The organism is Roseateles cavernae (genome assembly GCF_040187885.1).
GTDB lineage: Bacteria > Pseudomonadota > Gammaproteobacteria > Burkholderiales > Burkholderiaceae_C > Roseateles_E > Roseateles_E cavernae.
This window is the reverse complement of the sequence record NZ_JBDPLH010000005.1, coordinates 294688-316770: the sequence shown is the minus strand read 5'-3', so window position 1 is coordinate 316770 and position 22083 is coordinate 294688. Positions and strand designations below refer to the sequence as shown.

19 protein-coding genes are annotated in these 22083 nt (G+C 66.8%); 11 read left to right on the top strand and 8 right to left on the bottom strand.

Features of this window, described 5'->3' with window-relative positions; all coding sequences use genetic code 11:
• The first annotated feature begins 123 nt into the window (after positions 1–123).
• Positions 124–1374, top strand: coding sequence for an STAS-like domain-containing protein (locus ABGI63_RS16450; RefSeq protein WP_349743409.1), 1251 nt, complete (start codon positions 124–126; stop codon positions 1372–1374).
• On the opposite strand, the gene recJ is transcribed toward ABGI63_RS16450, so the two are convergent.
• Positions 1371–3104, bottom strand: coding sequence for a single-stranded-DNA-specific exonuclease RecJ (gene recJ, locus ABGI63_RS16445; RefSeq protein WP_349743407.1), 1734 nt, complete (start codon positions 3102–3104; stop codon positions 1371–1373). The genes ABGI63_RS16450 and recJ overlap by 4 nt on opposite strands.
• The gene (locus tag ABGI63_RS16440) at positions 3101–4030 is read right to left on the bottom strand and encodes a hypothetical protein (RefSeq protein ID WP_349743406.1); all 930 of its coding nucleotides are present in this window, start codon (positions 4028–4030) and stop codon (positions 3101–3103) included. The genes recJ and ABGI63_RS16440 overlap by 4 nt, the downstream gene beginning before the upstream one ends.
• An 88-nt stretch (positions 4031–4118) precedes the next feature.
• Here ABGI63_RS16440 and ABGI63_RS16435 point away from each other — a divergent pair, with 88 nt between their 5' ends.
• Positions 4119–4985 (top strand): UDP-2,3-diacylglucosamine diphosphatase, encoded by an 867-nt coding sequence (locus ABGI63_RS16435; protein WP_269840619.1) that lies wholly within the window; start codon positions 4119–4121, stop codon positions 4983–4985.
• On the top strand, positions 4982–7048 hold the full coding sequence (ppk1, locus tag ABGI63_RS16430; RefSeq protein WP_349743404.1) for a polyphosphate kinase 1: 2067 nt from the start codon (positions 4982–4984) through the stop codon (positions 7046–7048). The genes ABGI63_RS16435 and ppk1 overlap by 4 nt, the downstream gene beginning before the upstream one ends.
• Before the next feature lie 74 nt (positions 7049–7122).
• Here the strand turns inward: ppk1 and ppx are convergent, their stop codons facing one another.
• Positions 7123–8631: an exopolyphosphatase gene (ppx, locus tag ABGI63_RS16425; RefSeq protein ID WP_349743403.1), complete on the bottom strand. Its 1509-nt coding sequence runs from the start codon at positions 8629–8631 to the stop codon at positions 7123–7125.
• Positions 8632–8727: 96 nt separating this feature from the next.
• Here ppx and ABGI63_RS16420 point away from each other — a divergent pair, with 96 nt between their 5' ends.
• Positions 8728–9603, top strand: a complete 876-nt coding sequence (locus tag ABGI63_RS16420) for a dienelactone hydrolase family protein (RefSeq protein ID WP_349743402.1) — start codon at positions 8728–8730, stop codon at positions 9601–9603.
• 73 nt (positions 9604–9676) lie between these two features.
• Complete coding sequence (locus ABGI63_RS16415) at positions 9677–10453, top strand: ZIP family metal transporter (RefSeq protein WP_137941667.1); 777 nt, start codon at positions 9677–9679, stop codon at positions 10451–10453.
• Between the two features lie 19 nt (positions 10454–10472).
• Here the strand turns inward: ABGI63_RS16415 and ABGI63_RS16410 are convergent, their stop codons facing one another.
• The 4 genes from ABGI63_RS16410 to ABGI63_RS16395 all read right to left on the bottom strand — a co-directional run bounded on the left by ABGI63_RS16410 (position 10473) and on the right by ABGI63_RS16395 (position 13937).
• Positions 10473–10907, bottom strand: a complete 435-nt coding sequence (locus tag ABGI63_RS16410) for a universal stress protein (RefSeq protein ID WP_349743401.1) — start codon at positions 10905–10907, stop codon at positions 10473–10475.
• Positions 10908–11001: 94 nt separating this feature from the next.
• Positions 11002–11847, bottom strand: a complete 846-nt coding sequence (locus tag ABGI63_RS16405) for a sulfurtransferase (RefSeq protein WP_349743400.1) — start codon at positions 11845–11847, stop codon at positions 11002–11004.
• Positions 11844–12737, bottom strand: a complete 894-nt coding sequence (locus tag ABGI63_RS16400; protein ID WP_137941670.1) for a DMT family transporter — start codon at positions 12735–12737, stop codon at positions 11844–11846. The genes ABGI63_RS16405 and ABGI63_RS16400 overlap by 4 nt, the downstream gene beginning before the upstream one ends.
• 84 nt (positions 12738–12821) lie before the next feature.
• Complete coding sequence (locus ABGI63_RS16395; protein WP_349743399.1) at positions 12822–13937, bottom strand: aromatic ring-hydroxylating oxygenase subunit alpha; 1116 nt, start codon at positions 13935–13937, stop codon at positions 12822–12824.
• A 329-nt stretch (positions 13938–14266) separates the two neighbouring features.
• Here ABGI63_RS16395 and ABGI63_RS16390 point away from each other — a divergent pair, with 329 nt between their 5' ends.
• From ABGI63_RS16390 to dxs, 3 genes are read left to right on the top strand one after another with little or no spacing between them, the layout of a single operon-like run.
• A complete protein-coding gene (locus ABGI63_RS16390) occupies positions 14267–14521 on the top strand; it encodes an exodeoxyribonuclease VII small subunit (RefSeq protein WP_137941672.1) in 255 nt (84 codons plus the stop codon).
• Positions 14506–15411, top strand: a complete 906-nt coding sequence (locus ABGI63_RS16385; RefSeq protein WP_349743398.1) for a polyprenyl synthetase family protein — start codon at positions 14506–14508, stop codon at positions 15409–15411. Before ABGI63_RS16390 ends, ABGI63_RS16385 begins: the two co-directional genes overlap by 16 nt.
• A gap of 42 nt (positions 15412–15453) precedes the next feature.
• Positions 15454–17346 carry a 1-deoxy-D-xylulose-5-phosphate synthase gene (gene dxs / locus ABGI63_RS16380; RefSeq protein WP_349743397.1) on the top strand — a complete coding sequence of 631 codons (1893 nt, stop codon included), beginning with the start codon at positions 15454–15456 and terminating at the stop codon, positions 17344–17346.
• Here dxs and ABGI63_RS16375 read toward each other — a convergent pair.
• The gene (locus ABGI63_RS16375; RefSeq protein WP_349743396.1) at positions 17343–18242 is read right to left on the bottom strand and encodes a LysR family transcriptional regulator; all 900 of its coding nucleotides are present in this window, start codon (positions 18240–18242) and stop codon (positions 17343–17345) included. The two genes, dxs and ABGI63_RS16375, sit on opposite strands and share 4 nt — an antisense overlap.
• Before the next feature lie 107 nt (positions 18243–18349).
• Here ABGI63_RS16375 and lysA point away from each other — a divergent pair, with 107 nt between their 5' ends.
• From lysA to ahpF, 3 genes are all read left to right on the top strand, one after another.
• Positions 18350–19591: a diaminopimelate decarboxylase gene (gene lysA / locus ABGI63_RS16370; RefSeq protein WP_349743395.1), complete on the top strand. Its 1242-nt coding sequence runs from the start codon at positions 18350–18352 to the stop codon at positions 19589–19591.
• A 141-nt stretch (positions 19592–19732) separates the two neighbouring features.
• Positions 19733–20296, top strand: coding sequence for an alkyl hydroperoxide reductase subunit C (ahpC, locus tag ABGI63_RS16365; protein WP_137941677.1), 564 nt, complete (start codon positions 19733–19735; stop codon positions 20294–20296).
• Between the two features lie 160 nt (positions 20297–20456).
• Positions 20457–22022 carry an alkyl hydroperoxide reductase subunit F gene (gene ahpF / locus ABGI63_RS16360; protein WP_349743394.1) on the top strand — a complete coding sequence of 522 codons (1566 nt, stop codon included), beginning with the start codon at positions 20457–20459 and terminating at the stop codon, positions 22020–22022.
• Positions 22023–22083: the final 61 nt, after the last annotated feature.

Sequence of the window (22083 nt, the reverse complement as noted above, 5' to 3'; positions counted from 1 at the left end):
GGGGCGCCGACCATAATTGGTGTCCTGTGCCAGGCCAACTCTTCACCAGCCGCGCTCGCCTGCATGGCGACCGACGTGCGGCGGAAGGTACACGCTGACTGTTAGACCTCGCTACACAACTCCATGTCTGATGCGCAAATCTATCGAATCGGTAACCGCTTGGTTTTTGATGGCCAGTTCCTTCTGAGTGATCTGTTGCGTCCTCTGGTTGGTCTACACCAAGCGGTGCAGGACGCAGGCTACTCCGACCTAATCATCGACTTTTCAAAGTGCACAGCGGCGTTCGCTGGCCCGATGCTTGCCCTTTGCGCACAGATCATGCGCTTACGTGCTGCCCGCGTTGACACTGAACTGATTCTTCCAACCGACGAAAAATTGGCAAGGCTGTTCCGGAATGCGAACTGGGCATACTTCATTGAGCCACGGAACTACGCGCCCTCAGAGTTCAGAGGCCACACACAAGTCCCTGCCACCCACTTTAGTAACGCCGATGAGCAGCAGCGGGCAGTGAACAAGATTATCAACGCGATACTTGGCGCAATTCCAGACCTTGATCGAAGAGAATTGTCCGCCCTCGAATGGTCGGTAAACGAGGTTACAGACAACGTGCTCAACCACTCCCAGTCTGCGATTGGCGGGCTGGTTCAAGTTTCCACGTTTCAGCGGTCGCGTAAGCGCGTCGAGTACATCGTCGCCGATGCCGGCGTTGGCATTCCCTCTACTCTTCGTGCAACTCACCCGCTGCTCTCGTCCGACGCCGCAGCCTTAGAGCAGGCAATTCGTGAAGGGGTCACTCGCGATAAGAACGTTGGTCAAGGCAATGGGTTGTTTGGCAGCTATCAAATTTGCAGCCATAGCAACGGCTTCTTTCAACTTGAGAGTGGCTATGGGAAGCTAATGTTTACCGACCGCGATGGCCTACGAATCGGAACCGAGCGTGTCCCTTATGAGGGCACCCTCGTAGCAGCGCAGATTGACTTTTCCGTGCCGCGACTACTTGAGGAGGCGCTGAGTTTCGGGGGCAAAGCCTATCAGCGCACGGACTATGTGGAACTACGCTACGAACAGCACGGGACCGAAGAGCTGGTGTTCAAACTCCTCGAGGAGAGCCCGTCATTCGGAAGCCGTGTCGCGGGGGCGCCAGTTCGAAAGAGGCTCTTGAATCTGGCAAATATGTGCCCGGGCCGAAAGATTGCGCTGGACTTCAATGGCGTTCCTTTGGTCTCAAGCAGCTTTGCAGACGAGGTAGTCGGGAAGCTGTTCGCTGAGTTGGGGCCGCTCACGTTCATGCAACGGTTCGAGCTTCGAAACATTGAGCAGACTGTCCGCCAATTGGTGGATCGTGCGATAGCTCAGCGAATGGCAAGCGGCTAGGCCATCGCTTCCACAATCATCTGCACCCGCTGCTGCCCCTGGTACTCGTCCAGGCTGAGCCGGTAGGCCAGCAGGCCGCGCTCGGGCACCGGGTCGATGTGGCCGAACCAGATCGCGTCACGCAGCACACCGCCCTGGCGCAGGCGCAGCTTCAGATGGCGCTCGCCGACGATGCGCTGCGAGATCACCTGCACCTCGTCGCAGAACAGCGGCGCCTCGAAGGCCTGGCCCCAGACCTGAGCGTCGAGCTCGCGCACGGTCTCGGGCGTGAAGGCCTCGGCGGGCAGGGGGCCATCGGTGCGCAGGGTGCGGGTCAGCGCGGCGGCGTCCAGCCACTCGCGGGCGACCTGCTGCATTGCCGCGTTGAAGGCCTCGAAGCCGGTCTCGACCAGGGTGCAGCCGGCCGCCATGGCATGGCCGCCGAACTTCTTCAGCAGCTCGGGGTGGCGCTTGGACACCAGGTCCAGTGCATCGCGCAGATGAAAGCCGGGGATCGAGCGGCCCGAGCCCTTCAGCTGGCCGTCGGCGCCGGTGGCGAACACAAAGGTGGGCCGGTGCAGCCTGTCTTTCAGCCGGCCGGCAACGATGCCGATCACGCCCTCATGGAACTCGGGCTCGTAGATGCACAGGGCCGGCGGGGCGTCTCCGCTGGGCATCAGCTCATCGAGACGGCCTTCAGCCTGCTCGCGCATGCCGGCCTCGATTTCTCGGCGCTCGCGGTTGATCGCGTCGAGCTGGCGGGCCAGCTCCAGCGCGCGCGCCGGGTCATCGGTGCACAGGCATTCGATGCCCAAGGTCATATCGGACAGGCGGCCCGCCGCATTGATGCGCGGCCCCAGGGCGAAGCCCAGGTCGAAGGAATTGGCGCGCGAGGCATCGCGGCCGGCGGCGCTGAACAGGGCCGCGACGCCGGGCTGCATGCGGCCGGCGCGCATGCGGCGTAGACCCTGGGCCACCAGGCGGCGGTTGTTGGCGTCGAGCCTGACGACATCGGCCACCGTGCCCAGCGCCACCAGGTCCAGCAGGCCGTCCAGCCGCGGCTGGCTCGCGGCGTCGAAACGGCCGCGCCGGCGCAGCTCGCTGCGCAGCGCCAGCAGCACATAGAAGGCCACGCCGACGCCGGCCAGGTTCTTGCTCTCGAAGCCGCAACCCGGCTGGTTCGGGTTCACCAGGGCCTCAGCCTCGGGCACGACGGTGGCGCCATCGACCAGCGCCGGCAGATGGTGATCGGTCACCAGCACCTTCAGGCCCAGGGCCTGGGCATGGGCGACGCCGGCCAGGCTGGCGATGCCGTTGTCCACCGTCATCAGCAGGGCGGGGCGCTGACCTTCAGGGCCCTGCATGGCCAGTTCGACGATGGTGGGCGTCAGCCCGTAGCCGTGCACGGCGCGGTCCGGCACCACATACGTGACGGTGTCAGGTCTTGCGCCCAGCATCGTGAGGCCGCGCAGCGCGACGCTGCAGGCGGTGGCGCCGTCGCAGTCGTAGTCGGCGACGATGCAGATGCGCGCACCGGCCTCTATCGTGTCGGCCAGCAGTGCGGCGGCCGCGGCCATGCCCTTCATGCCCTCGGGCGGCAGCAGCCGGGCCAGACCGTCGTCCAGCTCATCGGCCGTGCGCACGCCGCGGGCCGCGAACAGCCGGGCCAGCAGCGGCGAGAGGCCGGCCTGCTCCAGCGCCCAGCTGGCGCGCGGCGAGACCTCGCGGGTCAGCAGCTGCGGCGCGCTCACAGGGCCTCCAGGGTGGCCAGCACATCGCCCTTGGGCGCGGCGAAACGGTGCCAGAGCTGGCCCAGGCCGCTCCTGGCCTGGGGGCGGTAGCGGCGCGCGAAGCGCTCGCCGCAAAGCGTCAGCCCGACCGGCTGGCCCGCCTCGGCGCGCTGAAGCAGCTCCAGCACAGGCCCGGCGTCCAGCTGGGCCCAGGCCTCGGCCCAGGCGGCCCAGTCCTCGTTGATCAGCGGCTCGCGCAGCCGGGCGTCGATGAGCAGATCGGGCTGCGGCGCGCGCGGCCGGGCGCGGCCGCAGCCGGAGATCCAGACCGAGTTCAGCATCAACGCACCGCGCGCCTCGCGGGCCTCGTTCAGCGCGTGGCGGTGCAGCAGCATCTGCAACTCGTTCTGCAGGCTGCGCAGACGCCGCGCCTCGGGCATCCAGGGGTCGACATTGCGGTTGATGACGCGCTCCAGGCTGGCGCTCTGCAAGTCGGCCAGGCTCTCGTGCGCGACATACCAGCGGGTCGGCGCGCCCCAGGCCAGGGTCCAGCCCTCATCAGCAGGGAACAGCCAGGCCAGCGATTCGAAGAAGGCGCGCGATTCGGCCTCGTCGAGCTTCAAGGCCTGCGGGTTGAAGGCGGTGATCTGGTCGCTGCCGACCGACAGATGCAGCGGTGTCAGCAGGGCCCAGGCCTTGGCCTCGACCGCGATGCCGTCATCGGCGGCCTGGGCCGCTGCGAAGGGCAGCGCTGGCGCGTCGGTCCAGCCCCAGTGGGCGGCCAGGGCCAGCTCCAGCGGGGTGTGGGGGCTGTACTCGTCGCTGCCCAGGCTGCTGTCGGGGGCCAGCCGGCCCAGCAGGGCGGCCAGGCGGGGCAGGGCCAGGGTCTGGGCGGCGTGGCGGCCGGCCTCGCCCAGGGCGCTGGCGTGGGGAATCATCAGATGCATGGGTGCGATTATCGAGGCCGGCCGCTGTCACCCATTCTTCACGGCCTCGCCACGGCACCGACATCGGCGGTGCCCATGCTGAAGGACCATGAAGCGAGCCCACGACATGGACCCGAGCGATGCCCCCGACGAGCGCGGCAGCCTGCGCTTTCGCACCGTCTGGATTTCGGACCTGCATCTGGGTACGCCGGGCTGCCAGGCCGAGGCCTTGCTCGACTTCCTGCGCGAAGTCGAATGCGAGCAGCTCTTCCTGGTCGGCGACATCATCGACGGCTGGCAGCTGCGGCGCAGCTGGTACTGGCCGCAGGCGCACAACGATGTGGTGCAGAAGCTGCTGCGCAAGGCACGCAAGGGCTGCCGCGTGGTCTTCATCCCCGGCAACCACGACGAGTTCGCCCGCAAGTATCTGCAGCACAGCTTCGGCGGCATCGAGGTGGCCGAGGAGTGGATCCATGAGACGGCCGACGGCCGCAAGCTCTGGGTCACGCACGGCGATCTGTTCGACGGCGTGATCCAGTGCGCCAAATGGCTGGCCCATGTCGGCGACACGGCCTACGAGTTCACGCTCAAGCTCAACCGCTATCTGAACTCGCTGCGTGCGCGTCTGGGCCTGCCCTACTGGAGCCTGTCCAAATACCTGAAGCTCAAGGTCAAGCGCGCCGTCAGCTATGTGTCCGACTTCGAGGAGGCACTGGCGCGCGAGGCGCGCAAGCGTGGTGTGCAGGGCGTGGTCTGCGGCCATATCCACCATGCCGAGCTGCGCGATATCGACGGCATCCTCTACGCCAACGATGGCGACTGGGTCGAGAGCCTGACCGCGCTGGTCGAACATGCCGATGGCCGGCTCGAGATCCTGGACTGGAGCGCGCTGCGCGCGGCCGCTCCGGAACCCGTCACAAAGCGGCTGGTGTCCGTCATGAAAATGTCATCCACCGTTCATAAAATCATTCAATGACACTGCCGGTTACGCCTTCGCTCGCCCTGCTCAATCGCGAGCAGGCCATCCTAGAATTCAATCGGCGTGTGCTGGCCCAGGCCCAGCGCGACGATGTGCCGCTGCTGGAGCGGCTGCGCTATATCTGCATCGTGTCGTCCAACCTCGACGAGTTCTTCGAGGTGCGTTTCGCCGACATGCTGGAGGCGGCCCGGGACCCGGCCAGCCAGGTCAGCAGCCGCGATGTCGAGCGGGTCGGCCGTGCCGCCCATGTGCTGATCGACCAGCAGTACGCGATCTTCAACGAGCAGGTGATGCCGGTGCTGTTGAAGGAGCACATCTGCATCCTCAATCACGCCGACCGCAACGAGGAGCAGCGCCGCTGGGTCGGCAAGTTCTTTGAGCGCGAGGTGCGGCCGCTCTTGATGCCGGTGGGCCTCGATCCGGCTCACCCCTTCCCGCAGGTGGCCAACAAGTCGCTGCACTTCATCGCGCGCCTGTCGGGCAAGGACGCCTTCGGCCGCGACAACCGCATCGCCATCGTCAAGGTGCCGCGCGTGCTGCCGCGCGTGATCAAGCTGCCCGAAGCGATCAGCGGCGGCCAGCAGGCTTTTGTGCTGCTGACCAGCGTGATCCGCGCCCATCTGGAGGAGCTGTTCCCGGGGCGCCAGGTCGAGGCCTTCTCGCAGTTCCGCGTCACCCGCGATTCCGACCTGGAGGTCGACGAGGAGGAGATCGCCAACCTGCGCCATGCGCTGCGCTCGGGCCTGACGACCCGGCACTTCGGCCGCGCGGTGCGGCTGGAGGTGGTCAATACCTGCCCCGAGGAGCTGTCGCAGTTTCTGCTGGAGCAGTTCGTGCTGCCGCCGGCGGCGCTCTACCGTGTCAACGGCCCGGTCAATCTGGTGCGGCTGAACGAGCTGATCGACCAGACCGACGCGCCCGCGCTGCGCTTTGCCCCCCATGAGCCGGTCTGGCCCGAGGGTCGGCTGCCGCGCGGCAAGTCCATCATCGACCGTATCAAGAAGGGCGATGTGCTGCTGCACCACCCCTTCGAGAGCTTCGAGCCGGTGCTGGAGTTCCTGCGCGAGGCGGTGCACGACCCCGATGTGCTGGCGATCAAGCAGACGGTCTACCGCACCGGCAGCAAGTCCGAGCTGATGGACCTGCTGATCGAGGCGGCGCGGCGCGGCAAGGAGGTGATGGTGGTCGTCGAGCTGAAGGCGCGCTTCGACGAAGAGGCCAATATCAACTGGGCCGAGCGGCTGGAGGCGGTCGGCGCCCAGGTGGTGTACGGCATCGTCGGCTATAAGACCCATGCCAAGCTGCTGATGGTGATGCGCCGCGAGATGCAGGGCGGCAAGCCGGTGCTGCGCCGCTACGCCCATCTGTCGACCGGCAATTACAACCCCAAGACCGCGCGGCTCTACACCGATCTGGGCTATCTGACCGCCGACCCCGACATCACCGCCGATGCCGACACGGTGTTCCGTCAGCTCGCCTCGCTGGGCAAGATCAAGGCGCCCAAGCGCTTGCTGCTGGCGCCCTTCAATATGCACAGCCGCATGATGGAGTTCCTGCAGCAGGTCACCGAGGCCGCGCGCGCCGGCTACCCGGCGCGGGTGGTGCTGAAGATCAATGCGCTGACCGATGCCGAGCTGATCGGCGGTCTGCTCGCGGCCGGCCAAGCCGGCGCGCGGGTCGATCTGATCGTGCGTGGCGCCTGCATGCTGCCGCCGGGGCTGCCGGGGGTCAGCGAGAACATCCTCGTGCGCTCGGTGGTGGGCCGTTTTCTCGAGCACTCGCGGGTCAGCTATTTCCGCTGGGGCGATGGCGAGGAGCAGGAGGCGCTGTACCTGTCCAGCGCCGACTGGATGAGCCGCAATATGTTCCGCCGCATCGAGGTGGCCTGGCCGGTGCTGGACCCCAAGCTGCGCCAGCGCGTCATCGACGAGGCGCTGCAGCCCTATCTGCACGACAGCCTGGACGCCTGGCAGCTGGGCCCCGACGGCCATTCCAACCGCATCTCCGACAACGGCGTCAGCGCCCAGCAGGTGCTGATGCGGCATTTCGGGCCGGACTGAGCCGGCCCCGTGGCACTCAGGCCTGCAAGCGCAGGCCGCCCTTGATCACGCCTGCAGCCGCAGGCGGCCCTTAGTCACGCCTGCAGCCGCAGGCTCAGGGCCCCGTTGCGCGTCCAGGCCTCGGCCTCTTCGCGCAGCAGGTAGACCGCGCGCGGCTGCTGCGCCGCCCAGCGCTGGGTCAGGCTCAGCAGCACGCCTTGCTTGTCGCGCACCAGCTTCAGCGCCTGCGGGCTGACGGCGCTGCGCCCATGGCAGGCCAGCACGGCCAGACGCAGGGCCAGCAGCTGCCAGACAAAGTCGGCATCGGGCAGCTTGGCCTCCAGCTTGCGCAGGCCGCCGCGCTGGCCCAGTGCCAGATCGGCCAGGCGGCGCAGCTGGCTTTGCGAGAAGCCGGCCGCGTCGACATGGGACAGCAGATAGGCGCTGTGGCGGTGATGGTCGTGGTGCGACACCATCATGCCGATCTCATGCAGCGCGGCGGCCCAGCCCAGCTCGCGCTGCAGCTCGCGCGGCGCCTGCGGCTGCAGCTGCTTGTACAGGCCCAGGGCCAGCTGCCGCACGCGCTGGGCCTGCACGGTGTCGACGCCGAAGCGCTGTTGCAGCGCCGTGACCGAATGGTCGCGCATATCGCCCAGCGTCGCATGGCGCTCGGCCTCCAGTCGCTCGGCCAGGTCGAAGATCACGCCCTGGCGCAGCGCGCCCTTGGTGGGCAGCAGCTCCTCGATGCCGAACTGGGTCAGCAAGGTGTAGAGGATGCACAGCCCGCCGCCGACCACCGCGCGGCGGTCCTCCTTCAGGCCGGGCAGCTTGAGCTTGTCGACATGGCCCATCTCCAGGCATTGGGCGATGCACCAGCGCAAGGCCTCGGGCGTGATGCGGCCGTCGGTGATGCCGCTGCCGGCCAGCAGCTGCGAGACCGCGCCCACCGTGCCGGAGGAGCCCAGCGCCTCGCGCCACAGCGTGCGGTCGAACAGGCTCAGCGCCTCCTCCAGCTCGGCTCCGGCCGCCACCTGGGCGGCGCGGAAGGCCTCGGCCGTGAACAGGCCCTCGGGGAAGAAGCGCATCGACAGGCTGACGCTGCCGACCTGGAAGCTTTCGGCCGTGATGGGTGTGCGGCCCTGGCCCAGAATCATCTCGGTGGAGCGGCCGCCGATGTCGATCACCAGGCGCGGCTTGTCCGAGGCCTGCAGCCGCGCCACGCCGGCATAGATCAGGCGCGCCTCTTCGCGGCCCGAGATCACCTCGATAGCGAAACCCAGCAGCTGCTCGGCACGGCGCAGGAACTCGTCGCGGTTGCGTGCCTCGCGAAGGGTCTGGGTGGCGACCGCGCGCACCTGCTGCGGCGCGAATCCCTGCAGCCGCTGTGCGAAGCGGGCCAGGCAATCGAGGCCGCGCTGCATGGCCGCCTCGGTCAGCCGGCCCTCGGCATCAAGACCTGCCCCCAGGCGCACGGTCTCCTTCAGATACTCCAGCCGCTTGTACTGCTCTCGGTGCAGCTGGGCGATCTCCAAGCGAAAGCTGTTGGAGCCCATGTCGATGGCGGCAAGCGTGGACGGCGCGTTCAGGGTGGCGGGCAAACTCATGGCGGGGGATTGTCGCGGCAAACCAAGGCGCGCCGATGGCAGCCACCTAGAATCCGCTGTCCCTGCAACGCAACACCTGTCACAGGAGAGCCTGAAATGCTGAAGGAAGATGTGGAGAGCCTGCATCCGGGACGCGACTTCAACCGCCGCGACTTCGTCCACACCGCGGTCGGCAGCGGCTTTGCCGCCGCCGTGCTGCCGGTGATGGCCCAGACCGTGATCAAGACCGACAGCCAGGGCCTGGAGGTTGGCGAGGTGATGATCGCGGCCGGCGACTTCAAGCTGCCGGCCTACCGCGCCCAGCCCGCCGGCGCCAAGAATCCGCCGGTGATCCTGGTGATCAGCGAGATCTTCGGCGTGCACGAGCACATTGCCGATGTGGCACGGCGTTTCGCGAAGCAGGGTTATCTGGCGATCGCGCCCGAGCTGTTCGTGCGCCAGGGCGATGCCGGCAGCTACGGCGAGACCGCCAAGCTGATCGCCGAGGTGATCAACCAGGTGCCGGACGCGCAGGTGATGGCCGATCTGGATGCCACCGTGGCCTGGGCCAAGGCCCAGGGCGGCGATACCTCGCGCCTGGCCATCACCGGCTTTTGCTGGGGCGGCCGCATCACCTGGCTCTACACGGCCCACAACCCGGGCGTGAAGGCCGGCGTGGCCTGGTACGGGCGTCTGGTGGGGCAGTCGGTGCCGCTGCAGCCCAGGTTTCCTGTCGACGTCACCGGCCAGCTGCATGCGCCGGTGCTGGGCCTGTATGGCGGCCAGGATGCTGGCATCCCTCTTGACACGGTTGATAAGATGAGGTCTGCCCTGGCCCAAGGCTCGGCGGCCGCCAAGCGCAGCGAGTTCCATCTCTATGCCGAGGCGCCGCATGCTTTCCATGCCGACTACCGCCCCAGCTACCGCAAGGAAGCGGCCGAGGATGGCTGGAAGCGCTGTCTGCGCTGGCTGAAGGCGAACGGCGCGGGCTGAGCCGCGCCGGCCTGGCGGCGAACCGCGTCCGAGACTCGATCGGGCGCGGTTTGTTTTTGTTCACTGGATTTTCATGACTCTTTTCTACATCGTGCTCGCCACCCTGGTGGGCGGGCTGCTGTCGGTGCTGATCGCGGCCAGCCTGACCGTCGGGCTGCTGGGGCGCGTGGTCAAGCACCTGGTCAGCCTGTCGACCGGCGTGCTGCTGGGCACGGCCTTGCTGCATGTGCTGCCCGAGGCCTTCGAGGGCCAGGCCAGCCCGCATGAGCTGTTTCTGGTGCTGCTGGGCGGGCTGATGTTCTTCTTCCTGCTGGAGAAGGCAGAGCTGTACCGCCATACCCATCACCACGAGGGCGACGGCCACCACCATCACCACCACTTCGATTCGGAGCAGGCGGGGCGCGGCGGGCTGGCCGTGCTGGTAGGCGACTCGATCCACAATTTCTGCGACGGCATCATCATCGCCGCGGCCTTTCTGGCCGACACCCATCTGGGCTTCGTCACCGCGATGGCCATCATCGCCCACGAGATCCCGCAGGAGGTGGGCGACTACATCGTGCTGCTGAACGCCGGCTTCTCGCGCGCCAAGGCCCTGCTCTACAACGCGATCTCGGGCCTGGCGGCGGTGGTCGGCGGGGTGCTGGGCTACTTTGTTGTCGGCCCCTGGCAGGACCTGTTTCCCTATCTGCTGGTGGCGGCCTCCAGCAGCTTCATCTACGTGGCGGTGGCCGATCTGATCCCGCAGCTGCAGCGCCGCCTGCCCTGGCGCGAAACCGCCGCCCAGCTGGCCTGGCTGGCGGCGGGTCTGGGCTTGGTCTTGGTGCTGGTCGGCGGCAGCCACGCGCATTGAGCGGCGGCTGCACGGGACCTCAGCGCACCACCAGCACCGGGATCGTGCAGTGGGTCAGCAACTTCTGGGTCTCGCTGCCCAGCAGCATGGCCTGAAAACCGCGCCGGCCATGCGAGGCCATCACGACCAGATCGGCCTCATGCGTCTTGGCGTGCTCGATCACCGCTTCCCAGGCGTGCAGGGCCTCGACCGTGTGGCCCTCGCAGGGCACGCCGGCGGCTTCGGCCGCGGCCACGACCTCCTTGACCCGGGCGCTGGCGATGCGCTCCTGGGCATCGAAGAACTCCTGCGGCGGGGTCGGCTGCATCTCGGAGACGGCGCTGTAGGGGAAGGGCTCCTTGACGCTGACCGCATAGAGGCGGGCGCCGTGGAGCTTGGCCAGCTGGACGGCGGTGCCGACGGCCTTGGCCGTGATCTCGGAGCCGTCGGTCGGGACAATGATGCGCTTGAACATGGCGATCCTCCTTGTGCCTGGCACCCCGGGGTTCGGGGTTGGGCTGATCTTGCCTTGCCGCGCCGTGCTTGTCTTGCGCTATCTCAAGCTCGCCTCATCCCAGGGCCACCGGGCGCCGCGGGTCGGACGACCATTCGCTCCACGAACCTGGGTAGAGTGCGGACCCGACCAGGCCCGCATGCGTCATCGCCAGCAGGTTGTGGCAGGCGGTGACGCCTGAGCCGCACTGGTGCACGGTCTGGGCCGGCGCATAGGGCGCCAGCAGGGCGCTGAATTCCTGCCTGAGCTGCTCGGCCGGCAGGAACAGGCCATCGGGCCCCAGATTGCTCTTGAACAGGCGGTTGCTGGCGCCGGGGATGTGACCGGCCTTGGCATCCAGCGGCTCGACCTCGCCACGGAAGCGCTCGCCGGCACGGGCATCGATCAGGCGCACCCGCCCCAGGCTGGCCTGCAGGCGATCGGCATCCAGCGCCTGCACCAGCGGCGCGGCGAGCCTGAAATCGCCGGCCCGCTGCGGCGGCAGCTCCGTGCTCAGCGCACCGGCCGAGGCCAGCCAGGCCTGCAGGCCGCCGTCCAGCACGGCCACATTGGCATGGCCCAGCCATTGCAGCATCCACCAGGCGCGTGCCGCATACATGCCGCCCTGGGCGTCGTAGCAGACCACCTGGCTGTCGTGGGTCAGACCCAGGGCCGCCAGCCGCTCGGCGAAGGCCTGGCGCTCGGGCAGCGGGTGGCGGCCATTGCTTCCTGTCTTGGGGGCGCTGAGATCGCGGTCCAGATGCAGATAGTGGGCACCGGGCAGATGGCCTTGCGCATAGGCGCGCTCGCCGGCGCCGGTGTCGGCCAGATCGAAGCTCAGATCCAGCAGCAGCACGGGGCGCTCTGTCCGGGCCAGCAAGGCTTGCAGTTGCAGCGCGGAAACCAGGGTGTGATGACTCATGATTCTGTGACCGAGTGTTGGCTGTCCTTGGGGGTGCTGCGGGCCCGCAGCAGGGTGGCGGCCAGGCCGGCCGCGATGATCAGCGTCATGCCGGCCAGTGCCGTCCAGGTGATCGCGTCGCGGAACAGCAGCGCGCCGTAGATGAAGGAGAACACGATGCCCAGGTACTGCAGGCTGGCATTGACCAGGGTGCTGCCGCGGCCGTAGGCGCGCGTCATCATCAGCTGGGCGGCGGTGGCCAGCAGGCCCACCGCCAGCAGCAGGGCCGCGCCTTCGAGGCTGTGGGCGTGCAGCTCGCCGAAACCCAGGGTGCCCAGCGCGCCGGCCAGCACGCCGCCCAGCGAGAAATAGAACACGATGCGGTCTTCCGGCTCGCCGGCCCGGCCCAACGAGGTGACCTGCAGATAGGCCAGCGCCGACAGCATGCCCGAGAGCAGGCCGGCCAGGCCGTGCCAGAGCTGTTGCTGGTCCAGCGTCGGCCGCAGCACCAGGGCCACGCCGACAAAGCCCAGCAGCACCGCGCCGACCAGGCGGCCGTCGACCCGGGCGCTGCCCAGCATCACCGCGCCGCCGATCAGGAACAGCGCCATCCAGACCGAGGACATGTAGTTCAGCGTCATCGCGGTGGCCAGCGGCAGCTTGCCGATCGAGTAGAACCACAGCGACAGCGCCAGCACGCCCGACAGGCTGCGCCAGAAATGCATCGCCGGCACCCGGGTGCGCAAGGTCTGACCCTGCCAGCGGCACAGCGCGGCCATCATCAGCACGCCGATCAGGCCGCGGTACATGACGATCTCGCTGGCGTCATAGTGCGCGGAAGCGAGCTTGACGCAGACCCCCATCGTGGCGAACAGGAAGGTGGCGCAAATCATCAACAAGGGGGCAGACATCTGGCGATTGTCATGGCAGATGCAGAAAAAACGCCCCGGCAGCAGGCTGCACGGGGCGTTTGGCGCATGCAGGAGAAAACTCCCTCAGCCGGCGAACTTCATTTCGCGGCGGTACCACTCATGGAAGTGCTTCATGCCGTCTTCCATCGGGCTCTGGTAGGGACCGACCTCGTTGTCGCCGCGCTCCATCAGCGCGCGCCGGCCCTGGTCCATGCGCAGCGCGATCTCGTCGTCCTCGACGCAGGTTTCCATATAGGCAGCCTGCTGAGCCTCGACGAAGTCGCGCTCGAAGGCGGCGATCTCCTCGGGGTAGTAGAACTCGACGATATTGGTGGTCTTCTGCGGGCCCTTGGGGTGCAGGGTCGAGACCACCAGCACGTGCGGATACCACTCCACCATGATGTGGGGGTAGTAGGTCAGCCAGATCGCGCCCTGCTCGGGCGGCTCGCCATTGCCGAACTGCAGCACCTGCTCATGCCATTTGGCATAGGTGCTGGAGCCGGGCTTGCCGAGGGCCTGCTTGATGCCCACGGTCTGCACCGAGTGGTGGCGGCCGAACTCCCAGGCCAGGTCCTCGCAGCTGACGAACTGACCCAGGCCCGGGTGGAAAGGGCCGACATGGTAGTCCTCCAGATAGACCTCGATAAAGGTCTTCCAGTTGTAGTCGCACTCATGGACATGAACCTTGTCCAGCACATAGCCGCTGAAGTCCAGTTGGCCGGCCGTGCCCAGCTTGGCCAGCGAGGCGGCCACATCATGGCCGTTGTCCTCGAACAGCAGGCCATTCCACTCGCGGATCTTGTAGCGGTTCAGGTTCAGGCAGGGGTCCTGCTCGAAATGCGGTGCGCCGATCAGCTCGCCCTTCAGGTCATAGGTCCAGCGGTGCAGCGGGCAGACGATATTGCTGCGGGTGTTGCCGCGCCCGCGCAGCATCACCGCCTGGCGATGCCGGCAGACATTGGACAGCAGCTCGATGCCTTGCGGCGTGCGCACCAGCGCGCGGCCCTCGCCCTCCTGGGGCAGGGCGTAGTGGTCGCCGATCTCGGGCACGGCCAGCGCGTGTCCGAGATAGCGCGGACCGTGCTGGAAGATCAGTTCCTGCTCCCTGCGGAACAGGCCCTCATCGAAGTAGGACGTAACAGGCAGCTGGGTTTTGGCGCTGCGTTCAAGAACCGAGAGAGTGAGGCTCAGGTCGGACATGATCCAAGAGGGTCTCCAAGAAACCAATGTCAACCCCCCGGCTCGTTGCCGTGCGCAGCACAGGGCTGCGAGCGTGAGACCGGGTTTGTGTCAAAAAAGCCCGGTGGTGCCGGGCTCGGGAGGGGCACGCTGCCACGCCATGCTGGCCGGGAGCGAGGGGCGCATTGTACCCAGCTCGGTGCATGCCCGCCTTGAGCCTGCGCAATGAAGGTAAAGAGCGGGTAAAGGCAAGCTCAGAGCGGCCCGTTGTGGCGGGCAGCTGACAGCCCTCTTGGGGGTGAATGGGCACCGAGGGTTGACCCCATACAATGGCGGTTTCGCGTTTTGCAATGACCAAGACCTCTGCCGCCGCCAAGAAAGCGTCCACCACGGACGCGGTTTCAGCCAGTTACGAGCAGGCGCTCGGTGAACTGGAGCGTTTGGTGGCGACGATGGAAGCGGGTCAGTTGCCGCTCGATCAGTTGCTGGACAGCTACCGGCGCGGCGCGGAGTTGCTTGGTTTCTGCCGCACTCGACTGCAGGCCGTAGAACAACAAGTCAAGGTTCTGGAGGGTGGGGAATTGAAGCCATGGGAGGACTCTTAAGCGTGGATGCCGGAGTTTTTGAACAATGGGTGCAGCGCTCGCTGTGCTCTTATGAAGAGTCGTTGGATGCCTGGGTGCCGGAATCGGCCCCGGCCGGTCTTGGCGTGGCCATGCGCTATGCGGTGCTCGAAGGCGGCAAGCGCCTGCGCCCCCTGCTGGTGCTGGCCGCCTGCGATGCGGTGCAGGGCGAGTCCGAGGCGGCGATGCGCGCGGCCTGTGCGGTCGAGCTGATCCATGCCTATTCGCTGGTGCACGACGATATGCCCTGCATGGACAACGACGTGCTGCGCCGCGGCAAGCCGACCGTTCATGTGGCTTTCGGCGAGGCTCAGGCCATGCTGGCCGGCGATGCGATGCAGGCCCTGGCCTTCGAGGTGCTGACGCCCGACAGCGGTGTGGCACCGGCGCTGCAGGCGCGGCTGTGCTCGCTGCTGGCCCGCGCTTCGGGCCATGCCGGCATGGCCGGCGGTCAGGCGATCGATCTGGCCAGCATAGGCAAGGCGCTGGACGAGGCCGAGCTGCGCGATATGCACCGCCGCAAGACCGGCGTGCTGCTGCAGGCCAGCGTGCTGATGGGCGCGGCCTGCGGCGCGACCACGCCGGCGGCCTGGGACGGACTGTCCAAGTATGGTGCCGCCATCGGTCTGGCCTTCCAGGTGGTGGACGACATCCTGGATGTGACGCAAGATTCCGAAGTGCTGGGCAAGACGGCCGGCAAGGACCAGGATGCGAACAAGCCGACCTATGTGTCGGTGCTGGGCCTGGACGCCGCGCGTCGCTATGCGGACAAGTTGCGCGACGAGGCGCATCAGGCGCTGATCGCCAGCGGCTTGCCCAACACGGCCTGGTTGAGCCTGCTGGCCGACAAGGTCGTCGAGCGGGATAACTGACTTGAGAGTCAGTTGCGCCACCACTGAGAGCTGGGGAACACCATGAACAAGACCCTGCTGAACCAAATCAACAGCCCCGCCGATCTGCGCCGCCTGCCGCGCACCGATCTGGCGCGCGTGGCCGATGAGTTGCGTGCCTTTGTGCTGGACTCGGTGTCCAAGACCGGCGGCCATCTGGGCTCGAATCTGGGCACGGTCGAGCTGACCGTGGCCCTGCACTATGTCTTCAACACCCCGCAGGATCGCCTGGTCTGGGATGTGGGCCACCAGACCTACCCGCACAAGATCCTGACCGGCCGGCGCGAGCGCATGGGCACGCTGCGCCAGCTCGACGGCATCAGCGGCTTCCCGCGCCGCGACGAGAGCGAGTACGACACCTTCGGCACCGGCCACTCGAGCACCTCGATCTCGGCAGCGCACGGCATGGCCATGGCGGCCAAGCTCAAGGGTGAGGACCGCAAGGTCGTTGCCATCATCGGCGACGGCTCGATGACGGCCGGCATGGCCTTCGAGGCGCTGAACAATGCCGGCGTCGCCCATGGTGGCCTGCTGGGCGATGTGCTGGTGATCCTGAACGACAACGATATGTCGATCAGCCCGCCGGTCGGCGCGCTGAACAAGTATCTGGCGCGGCTGATGAGCGGCAAGTTCTATGCGACCGCGCGCGAGGGTGCCAAGTCGGTGCTGAAGAACACGCCGCTGTACGAGTTCGCACGGCGTTTCGAGGAGCACACCAAGGGCATGGTCGTGCCGGGCACGATCTTCGAGGAGTTCGGCTTCAACTATGTCGGGCCCATCGACGGCCATGACCTCGATTCGCTGATTCCGACGCTGGAGAATCTGCGTGGCAAGAAGGGCCCGCAATTCCTGCATGTGGTGACCAAGAAGGGCCAGGGCTACAAGCTGGCCGAGGCCGATCCGGTCAAGTACCACGCCGCCTCGGGCAAGTTCGATCCCGCCGTCGGCTTCGTCAAGCCGGTGACGCCGCCCAAGACCACCTTCACCCAGGTGTTTGGCGATTGGCTGTGCGATATGGCCGAGCTGGACAAGCGCCTGGTCGGCATCACGCCGGCGATGCGCGAGGGCTCGGGCATGGTGGACTTCCACAAGCGCTTCCCGACCCGCTATCACGATGTCGGCATTGCCGAGCAGCATTCGGTCACCTTCGCGGCCGGCCTGGCCTGCGAGGGTCTGAAGCCGGTGGTGGCGATCTACTCGACCTTTTTGCAGCGTGCCTATGACCAGATGGTGCACGATGTGGCGATCCAGAATCTGCCGGTCGTGTTCGCGCTGGACCGCGCCGGCCTGGTCGGCGCCGATGGCGCCACCCACGCCGGCAACTACGACATCGCCTTCACCCGCTGCATCCCGAATATGGCCGTGCTGACGCCGGCCGATGAGAACGAGTGTCGCCAGGCCTTGTTCACCGCCTTCCAGCACAACGGTCCGGTGACGGTGCGTTACCCGCGCGGTGCCGGGGCGGGCGTCGTGCCCGAGAAGGCCATGTCGGCCCTGCCATGGGGCAAGGGCGAGCTGCGCCGGCACGGCTCGCGCATCGCGATCCTGAGCTTCGGAACCCTGCTATATCCGGCGCTGAAGGCGGCCGAGTCGCTGGACGCGACGGTGGCGAATATGCGCTTTGCCAAGCCGCTCGATCATGAGCTGGTCGCCGAGCTGGCGCGCAACCACGACGCGCTGGTGACGGTGGAGGATGGCTGCCTGATGGGCGGTGCCGGCTCGGCCGTGCTGGAGTCGCTGCAAGCCGCCGGGCTGGCGGTACCGGTGTTGCAGCTGGGTCTGCCCGACGAGTTTGTCGAGCATGGCGACCCGGCCAAGCTGATGGCCTTGTGCGGGCTGGATGCCGCCGGCATCGAGCAGAGCATCCTGAAGCGCTTCGGTGCCCGGCCCACGCTGGCCCGGGCCGCCAACAGCTAGACGGGCAAGCGCAGCGCGGCCGCATGGCTGCGCAGACAGTCCAGCAGCGCCTGTACCAGCGGCTGGGCCGGGCGGTGCTGGGGCAGCAGCGCGCTGACCCGGAACGGCACCGAGACCGCGAACCGCCGCAGCTGCAGCCCTGGTCCGGCGCAGGCCAGGGCCGTCAGCGGATTGACGATGGCCAGGCCCAGGCCGGCCTGCACCATCGCGCAGACGGCTGCCGCGCTGTGGGTCTCGATGGCCAGCCGGCGCCGCACGCCGGCGGCCGCAAAGATCGCATCGAACTGAAGCCGGTACGGATCCTGTGCCGACAGGCTGACGAAGGCCTGGCCCTCGAAATCGGCCGGCGTGAGCACGGTCTTGGCCAGCAAGCCGTGACCAGCCGGCAGCACACAGACCTCGTCGCCCTGCCACAGCGGCTCCAGCCGTGTGCCGGCCGCCGCCTGGGCCTGCTCGCTGAGGCCCAGATCGAAGCGCTGGGCCGTCATCCATTCCTCCAGCAGCGGTGACTCCTGCGGCGTGATCGACAGCTCGGCTGCTGGATGGCGCTGCAGAAAGGCGGCGCAGGCGCCGGGCAGCAGCGCATGGCTCAAGGCCGGCAGGCACAGCACCGTGAGCCGGGTCTGCTCGGCCCGGCCCAGCTGGGCCGCGCGCTCGGTGACCCGTTGCAGGCCCTGGTAGCTGCGTTCGACCTCGTCGAACAGGGCCAGCGCCCGGGCGGTGGCGCGCAGCCGGCCCTGCTGGCGTTCGAACAGCTCATAGCCCAGCAACTGCTCCATCCGGGCCAGCTCGCGGCTGACGGTAGGCTGGGAGCTGTGCAGCAGGCCGGCCGCGCCGGTGACGCTGCCGGCCGTCATCACGGCACGGAACACCTCGATATGGCGATGGGTCAACATCACTAAACCATATCAGGATTGAATGAATATTGGAAATGAAAGCATTTGAATGAATGGGTGGATGCAGGCATGCTGGCCGCCATCTCCCGAATGCCTGCGAGCACGCCATGCCCCGTCCCCATTCCGCCCCCTTGCTCTGGTCGCTGGCCGAGCGCTTCGGCACGCCTTTGTGGGTGTATGACGCGGCCGTGATCCGCCAGCGCATCGCCGCGCTGAAGGCCTTCGACACCGTGCGTTTCGCCCAGAAGGCCTGCTCCAACACCCATGTGCTGCGCCTGATGCGGGAGCAGGGCGTCAAGGTCGACGCGGTGTCGCGCGGCGAGATCCTGCGGGCGCTGAAGGCCGGCTATACCGCAGGCGGCGACGAGATCGTCTTCACCGCCGACCTCTTGGACCGCGAGACGCTGGCCACCGTGGTCGAGCACCGCGTGCCGGTCAATGCCGGCTCGATCGACATGCTGGGTCAGCTGGGCGCCGCATCGCCCGGCCATCCGGTCTGGCTGCGCATCAACCCCGGTTTCGGCCACGGCCACAGCAACAAGACCAATACCGGCGGCGAGCACAGCAAGCATGGCATCTGGCATACCGAGCTGGGCGCGGCACTGGCGGCCATCAAGACCCATGGCCTGAAGCTGGTGGGCCTGCATATGCATATCGGCTCGGGCGTCGACTACAGCCACCTGAGCCAGGTTTGCGGCGCGATGGTTGAGCTGGTGCGCCAGGCCAGTGCGGCCGGCCATGATCTGCAGGCCATCTCCGCCGGCGGCGGCCTGTCCATTCCCTACCGGGACGGCGAGGCGGTGATCGACACCGCCCACTACTTCGGCCTCTGGGATGCCGCGCGCCAGCAGGCCGAGGGCATTGTGGGTCACGCTTTGGGGTTGGAGATCGAGCCGGGCCGCTTCCTGGTGGCCGAATCCGGCCTGCTGCTCAGCGAGGTGCGGGCCACCAAGAATGCCGGCAGCAATCACTTTGTGCTGGTCGACGCCGGCTTCAATGAGCTGATGCGCCCGGCCATGTATGGCAGCTATCACGCGATGAGCCTGCTGGCCAAGGACGGGCGGCCGCGCCCCGGCCGGCCCACCGTGGTGGCCGGCCCGCTGTGCGAGTCGGGCGATGTGTTCACCCAGGAGGATGGTGGCGTGGTCGTGCCGCGCGAGCTGCCGCAGGCCCAGGTCGGCGACCTGCTGGTGATCCATGACACCGGGGCTTACGGCGCCTCGATGTCCAGCAACTACAACAGCCGGCCGCTGATCGCCGAGGTGCTGGTGGACGGCGACGAGCCGGCCTCGGCCCGGCTGATCCGGCGCCGCCAGACGGTCGAGGAACTGCTGGCACTGGAAAGTTGATGTTGCTATCGCACATTTTCAGTGCAATAGCCTTTATCAATAGGTTCAGGCAATGACTCCGATTTGATTAATCAAAACTAAGGGTCGATAGGGGCCGATATGATTCAGCTCATTCCCATCCACCCTTAGCGGAGTTTTCCCATGTCTTTGATCAACACCCAAGTTCAACCGTTCAAGGCCCAGGCTTTCCACAACGGCAAGTTTGTTGAAGTGACCGAAGCGTCGCTGAAGGGCAAGTGGTCGGTCCTGATCTTCATGCCGGCCGCCTTCACCTTCAATTGCCCGACCGAAGTGGAAGACGCGGCCGAGCACTACGCCGAGTTCCAGAAGGCCGAGACCGAGGTCTACATCGTCACGACCGACACCCACTTCTCGCACAAGGTCTGGCACGAGACCTCGCCGGCCGTCGGCAAGGCCAAGTTCCCCCTGGTCGGCGACCCGACCCATGCGCTGACCAATGCCTTCGGCGTGCACATCCCCGAAGAAGGCCTGGCCCTGCGCGGCACCTTCGTGATCAACCCGGACGGCGTGATCAAGACCGCCGAGATCCACTCCAACGAGATCGCCCGCGACGTCAAGGAAACCCTGCGCAAGCTCAAGGCTGCCCAGTACACGGCCAAGAACCCCGGCCAGGTCTGCCCGGCCAAGTGGAACGAAGGCGCCAAGACCATCGCTCCGTCGCTGGACCTGGTCGGCAAGATCTAAAGCGCTTGCGCTGACTTGATCGGCAAGAAAACCGCAGGCCCGAACGGGCTTGCGGTACCCCCAAGGCTCAGACAGCCCCGCTGAAAACGTCCTCGGTCTCCTCGGGCGTTTTCAGAGTGGCATGCCCCGCCACGCCTGAAAACAGCAAAGGATGACCATCATGTTGGACGACAGCCTGAAGACCCAGCTCAAGAGCTATCTGGAGCGCGTCACCCAGCCCTTCGAGATCGAAGCCTCGCTGGACGATTCCGCCAGCGCGCAGGAGCTGCTGATCCTGCTGCAGGACATCGACGCGATGTCCGACAAGATCACGCTGAAGACCGATGGCCAGGATGCCCGCAAGCCGTCGTTCAGCCTCAAGCGCCTGAATCAAAGTGCAGGTACGGAGCAAAGCCTTCGCTTTGCCGCGATCCCGCTGGGCCACGAGTTCACCTCGCTGGTGCTGGCCCTGCTGTGGACCGGCGGCCATCCGCCCAAGGTCGAACCCGACGTGATCGCCCAGATCAAGGCCCTGGACGGCGACTACGCCTTCGAGGTCTATATGTCGCTGACCTGCCACAACTGCCCGGACGTGGTGCAGGCGTTGTCGCTGATGTCGGTGCTGAACCCCCGGGTCAAGACGGTGGTCATCGATGGCGGCCTGTTCCAGGGCGAGGTCAATGGCCGCGAGATCATGGCCGTGCCCAGCGTCTGGCTGAACGGCGCGCCCTTCGGTTCGGGCCGCATGACGGTCGAGGAGATCGTCGCCAAGCTCGACACCGGTGCGGCGGACAAGGATGCGGCCAAGCTGTCGGCCAAGGAGGCCTTCGATGTGCTGGTGGTCGGCGGTGGCCCGGCCGGTGCGGCGGCGGCCGTCTATGCGGCGCGCAAGGGCATACGCACCGGCATCGCGGCCGAGCGTTTCGGCGGTCAGGTCAATGACACGCTGGCGATCGAGAACTACATCTCGGTGCTGGAGACCGATGGCCCGAAGTTCGCGATGAGCCTGGAGGCCCATGTGAAGGCCTATGGCGTCGATGTGATGAATCTGCAGCGCGGCGACAAGCTGATACCGGCCAGCGTGCCCGGCGGTCTCATTGAGGTGCAACTGGCCAATGGCGGCACGCTGAAAAGCAAGACCGTGATCCTGTCGACCGGTGCGCGCTGGAGAAACGTCAATGTGCCCGGTGAGCAGGAATACAAGAACAAGGGCGTGGCCTACTGCCCCCATTGCGACGGTCCGCTGTTCAAGGGCAAGCGCGTCGCGGTGATCGGCGGCGGCAATTCCGGTGTCGAGGCCGCGATTGACCTGGCTGGCATCGTCGCCCATGTCACGCTGCTGGAATTCGGCGATCAGCTGCGTGCCGATGCGGTGCTGGTCAGGAAGCTGGAGAGCCTGGCCAATGTCACCATCGTCAAGCAGGCCCAGACCAGCGAGTTCACCGGCTCGGCCGGCAAGCTCAACGGCCTGAACTACATCGATCGCGCCAGCGGCGAGGCCAAGCGCATCGAGCTCGAAGGCGTGTTCGTGCAGATCGGCCTGGTGCCCAATACCGAGTGGCTCAAGGGCGTGATCGAGCTCAGCAAGCACGGCGAGATCATCGTCGACGCCAAGGGTCAGACCTCGGTGCCGGGTGTGTTCGCCGCCGGCGATGCGACCACCGTGCCCTTCAAGCAGATCATCATCGCCGCCGGCGATGGCGCGAAGGCCGCGCTGGGGGCTTTTGACCACCTGATGCGCAGCTGATCAGGCCCCGACCGGTCCGGCGAGGCGCGGTGCTCACGACGTTTGAGCCGCGCCCGTTTCG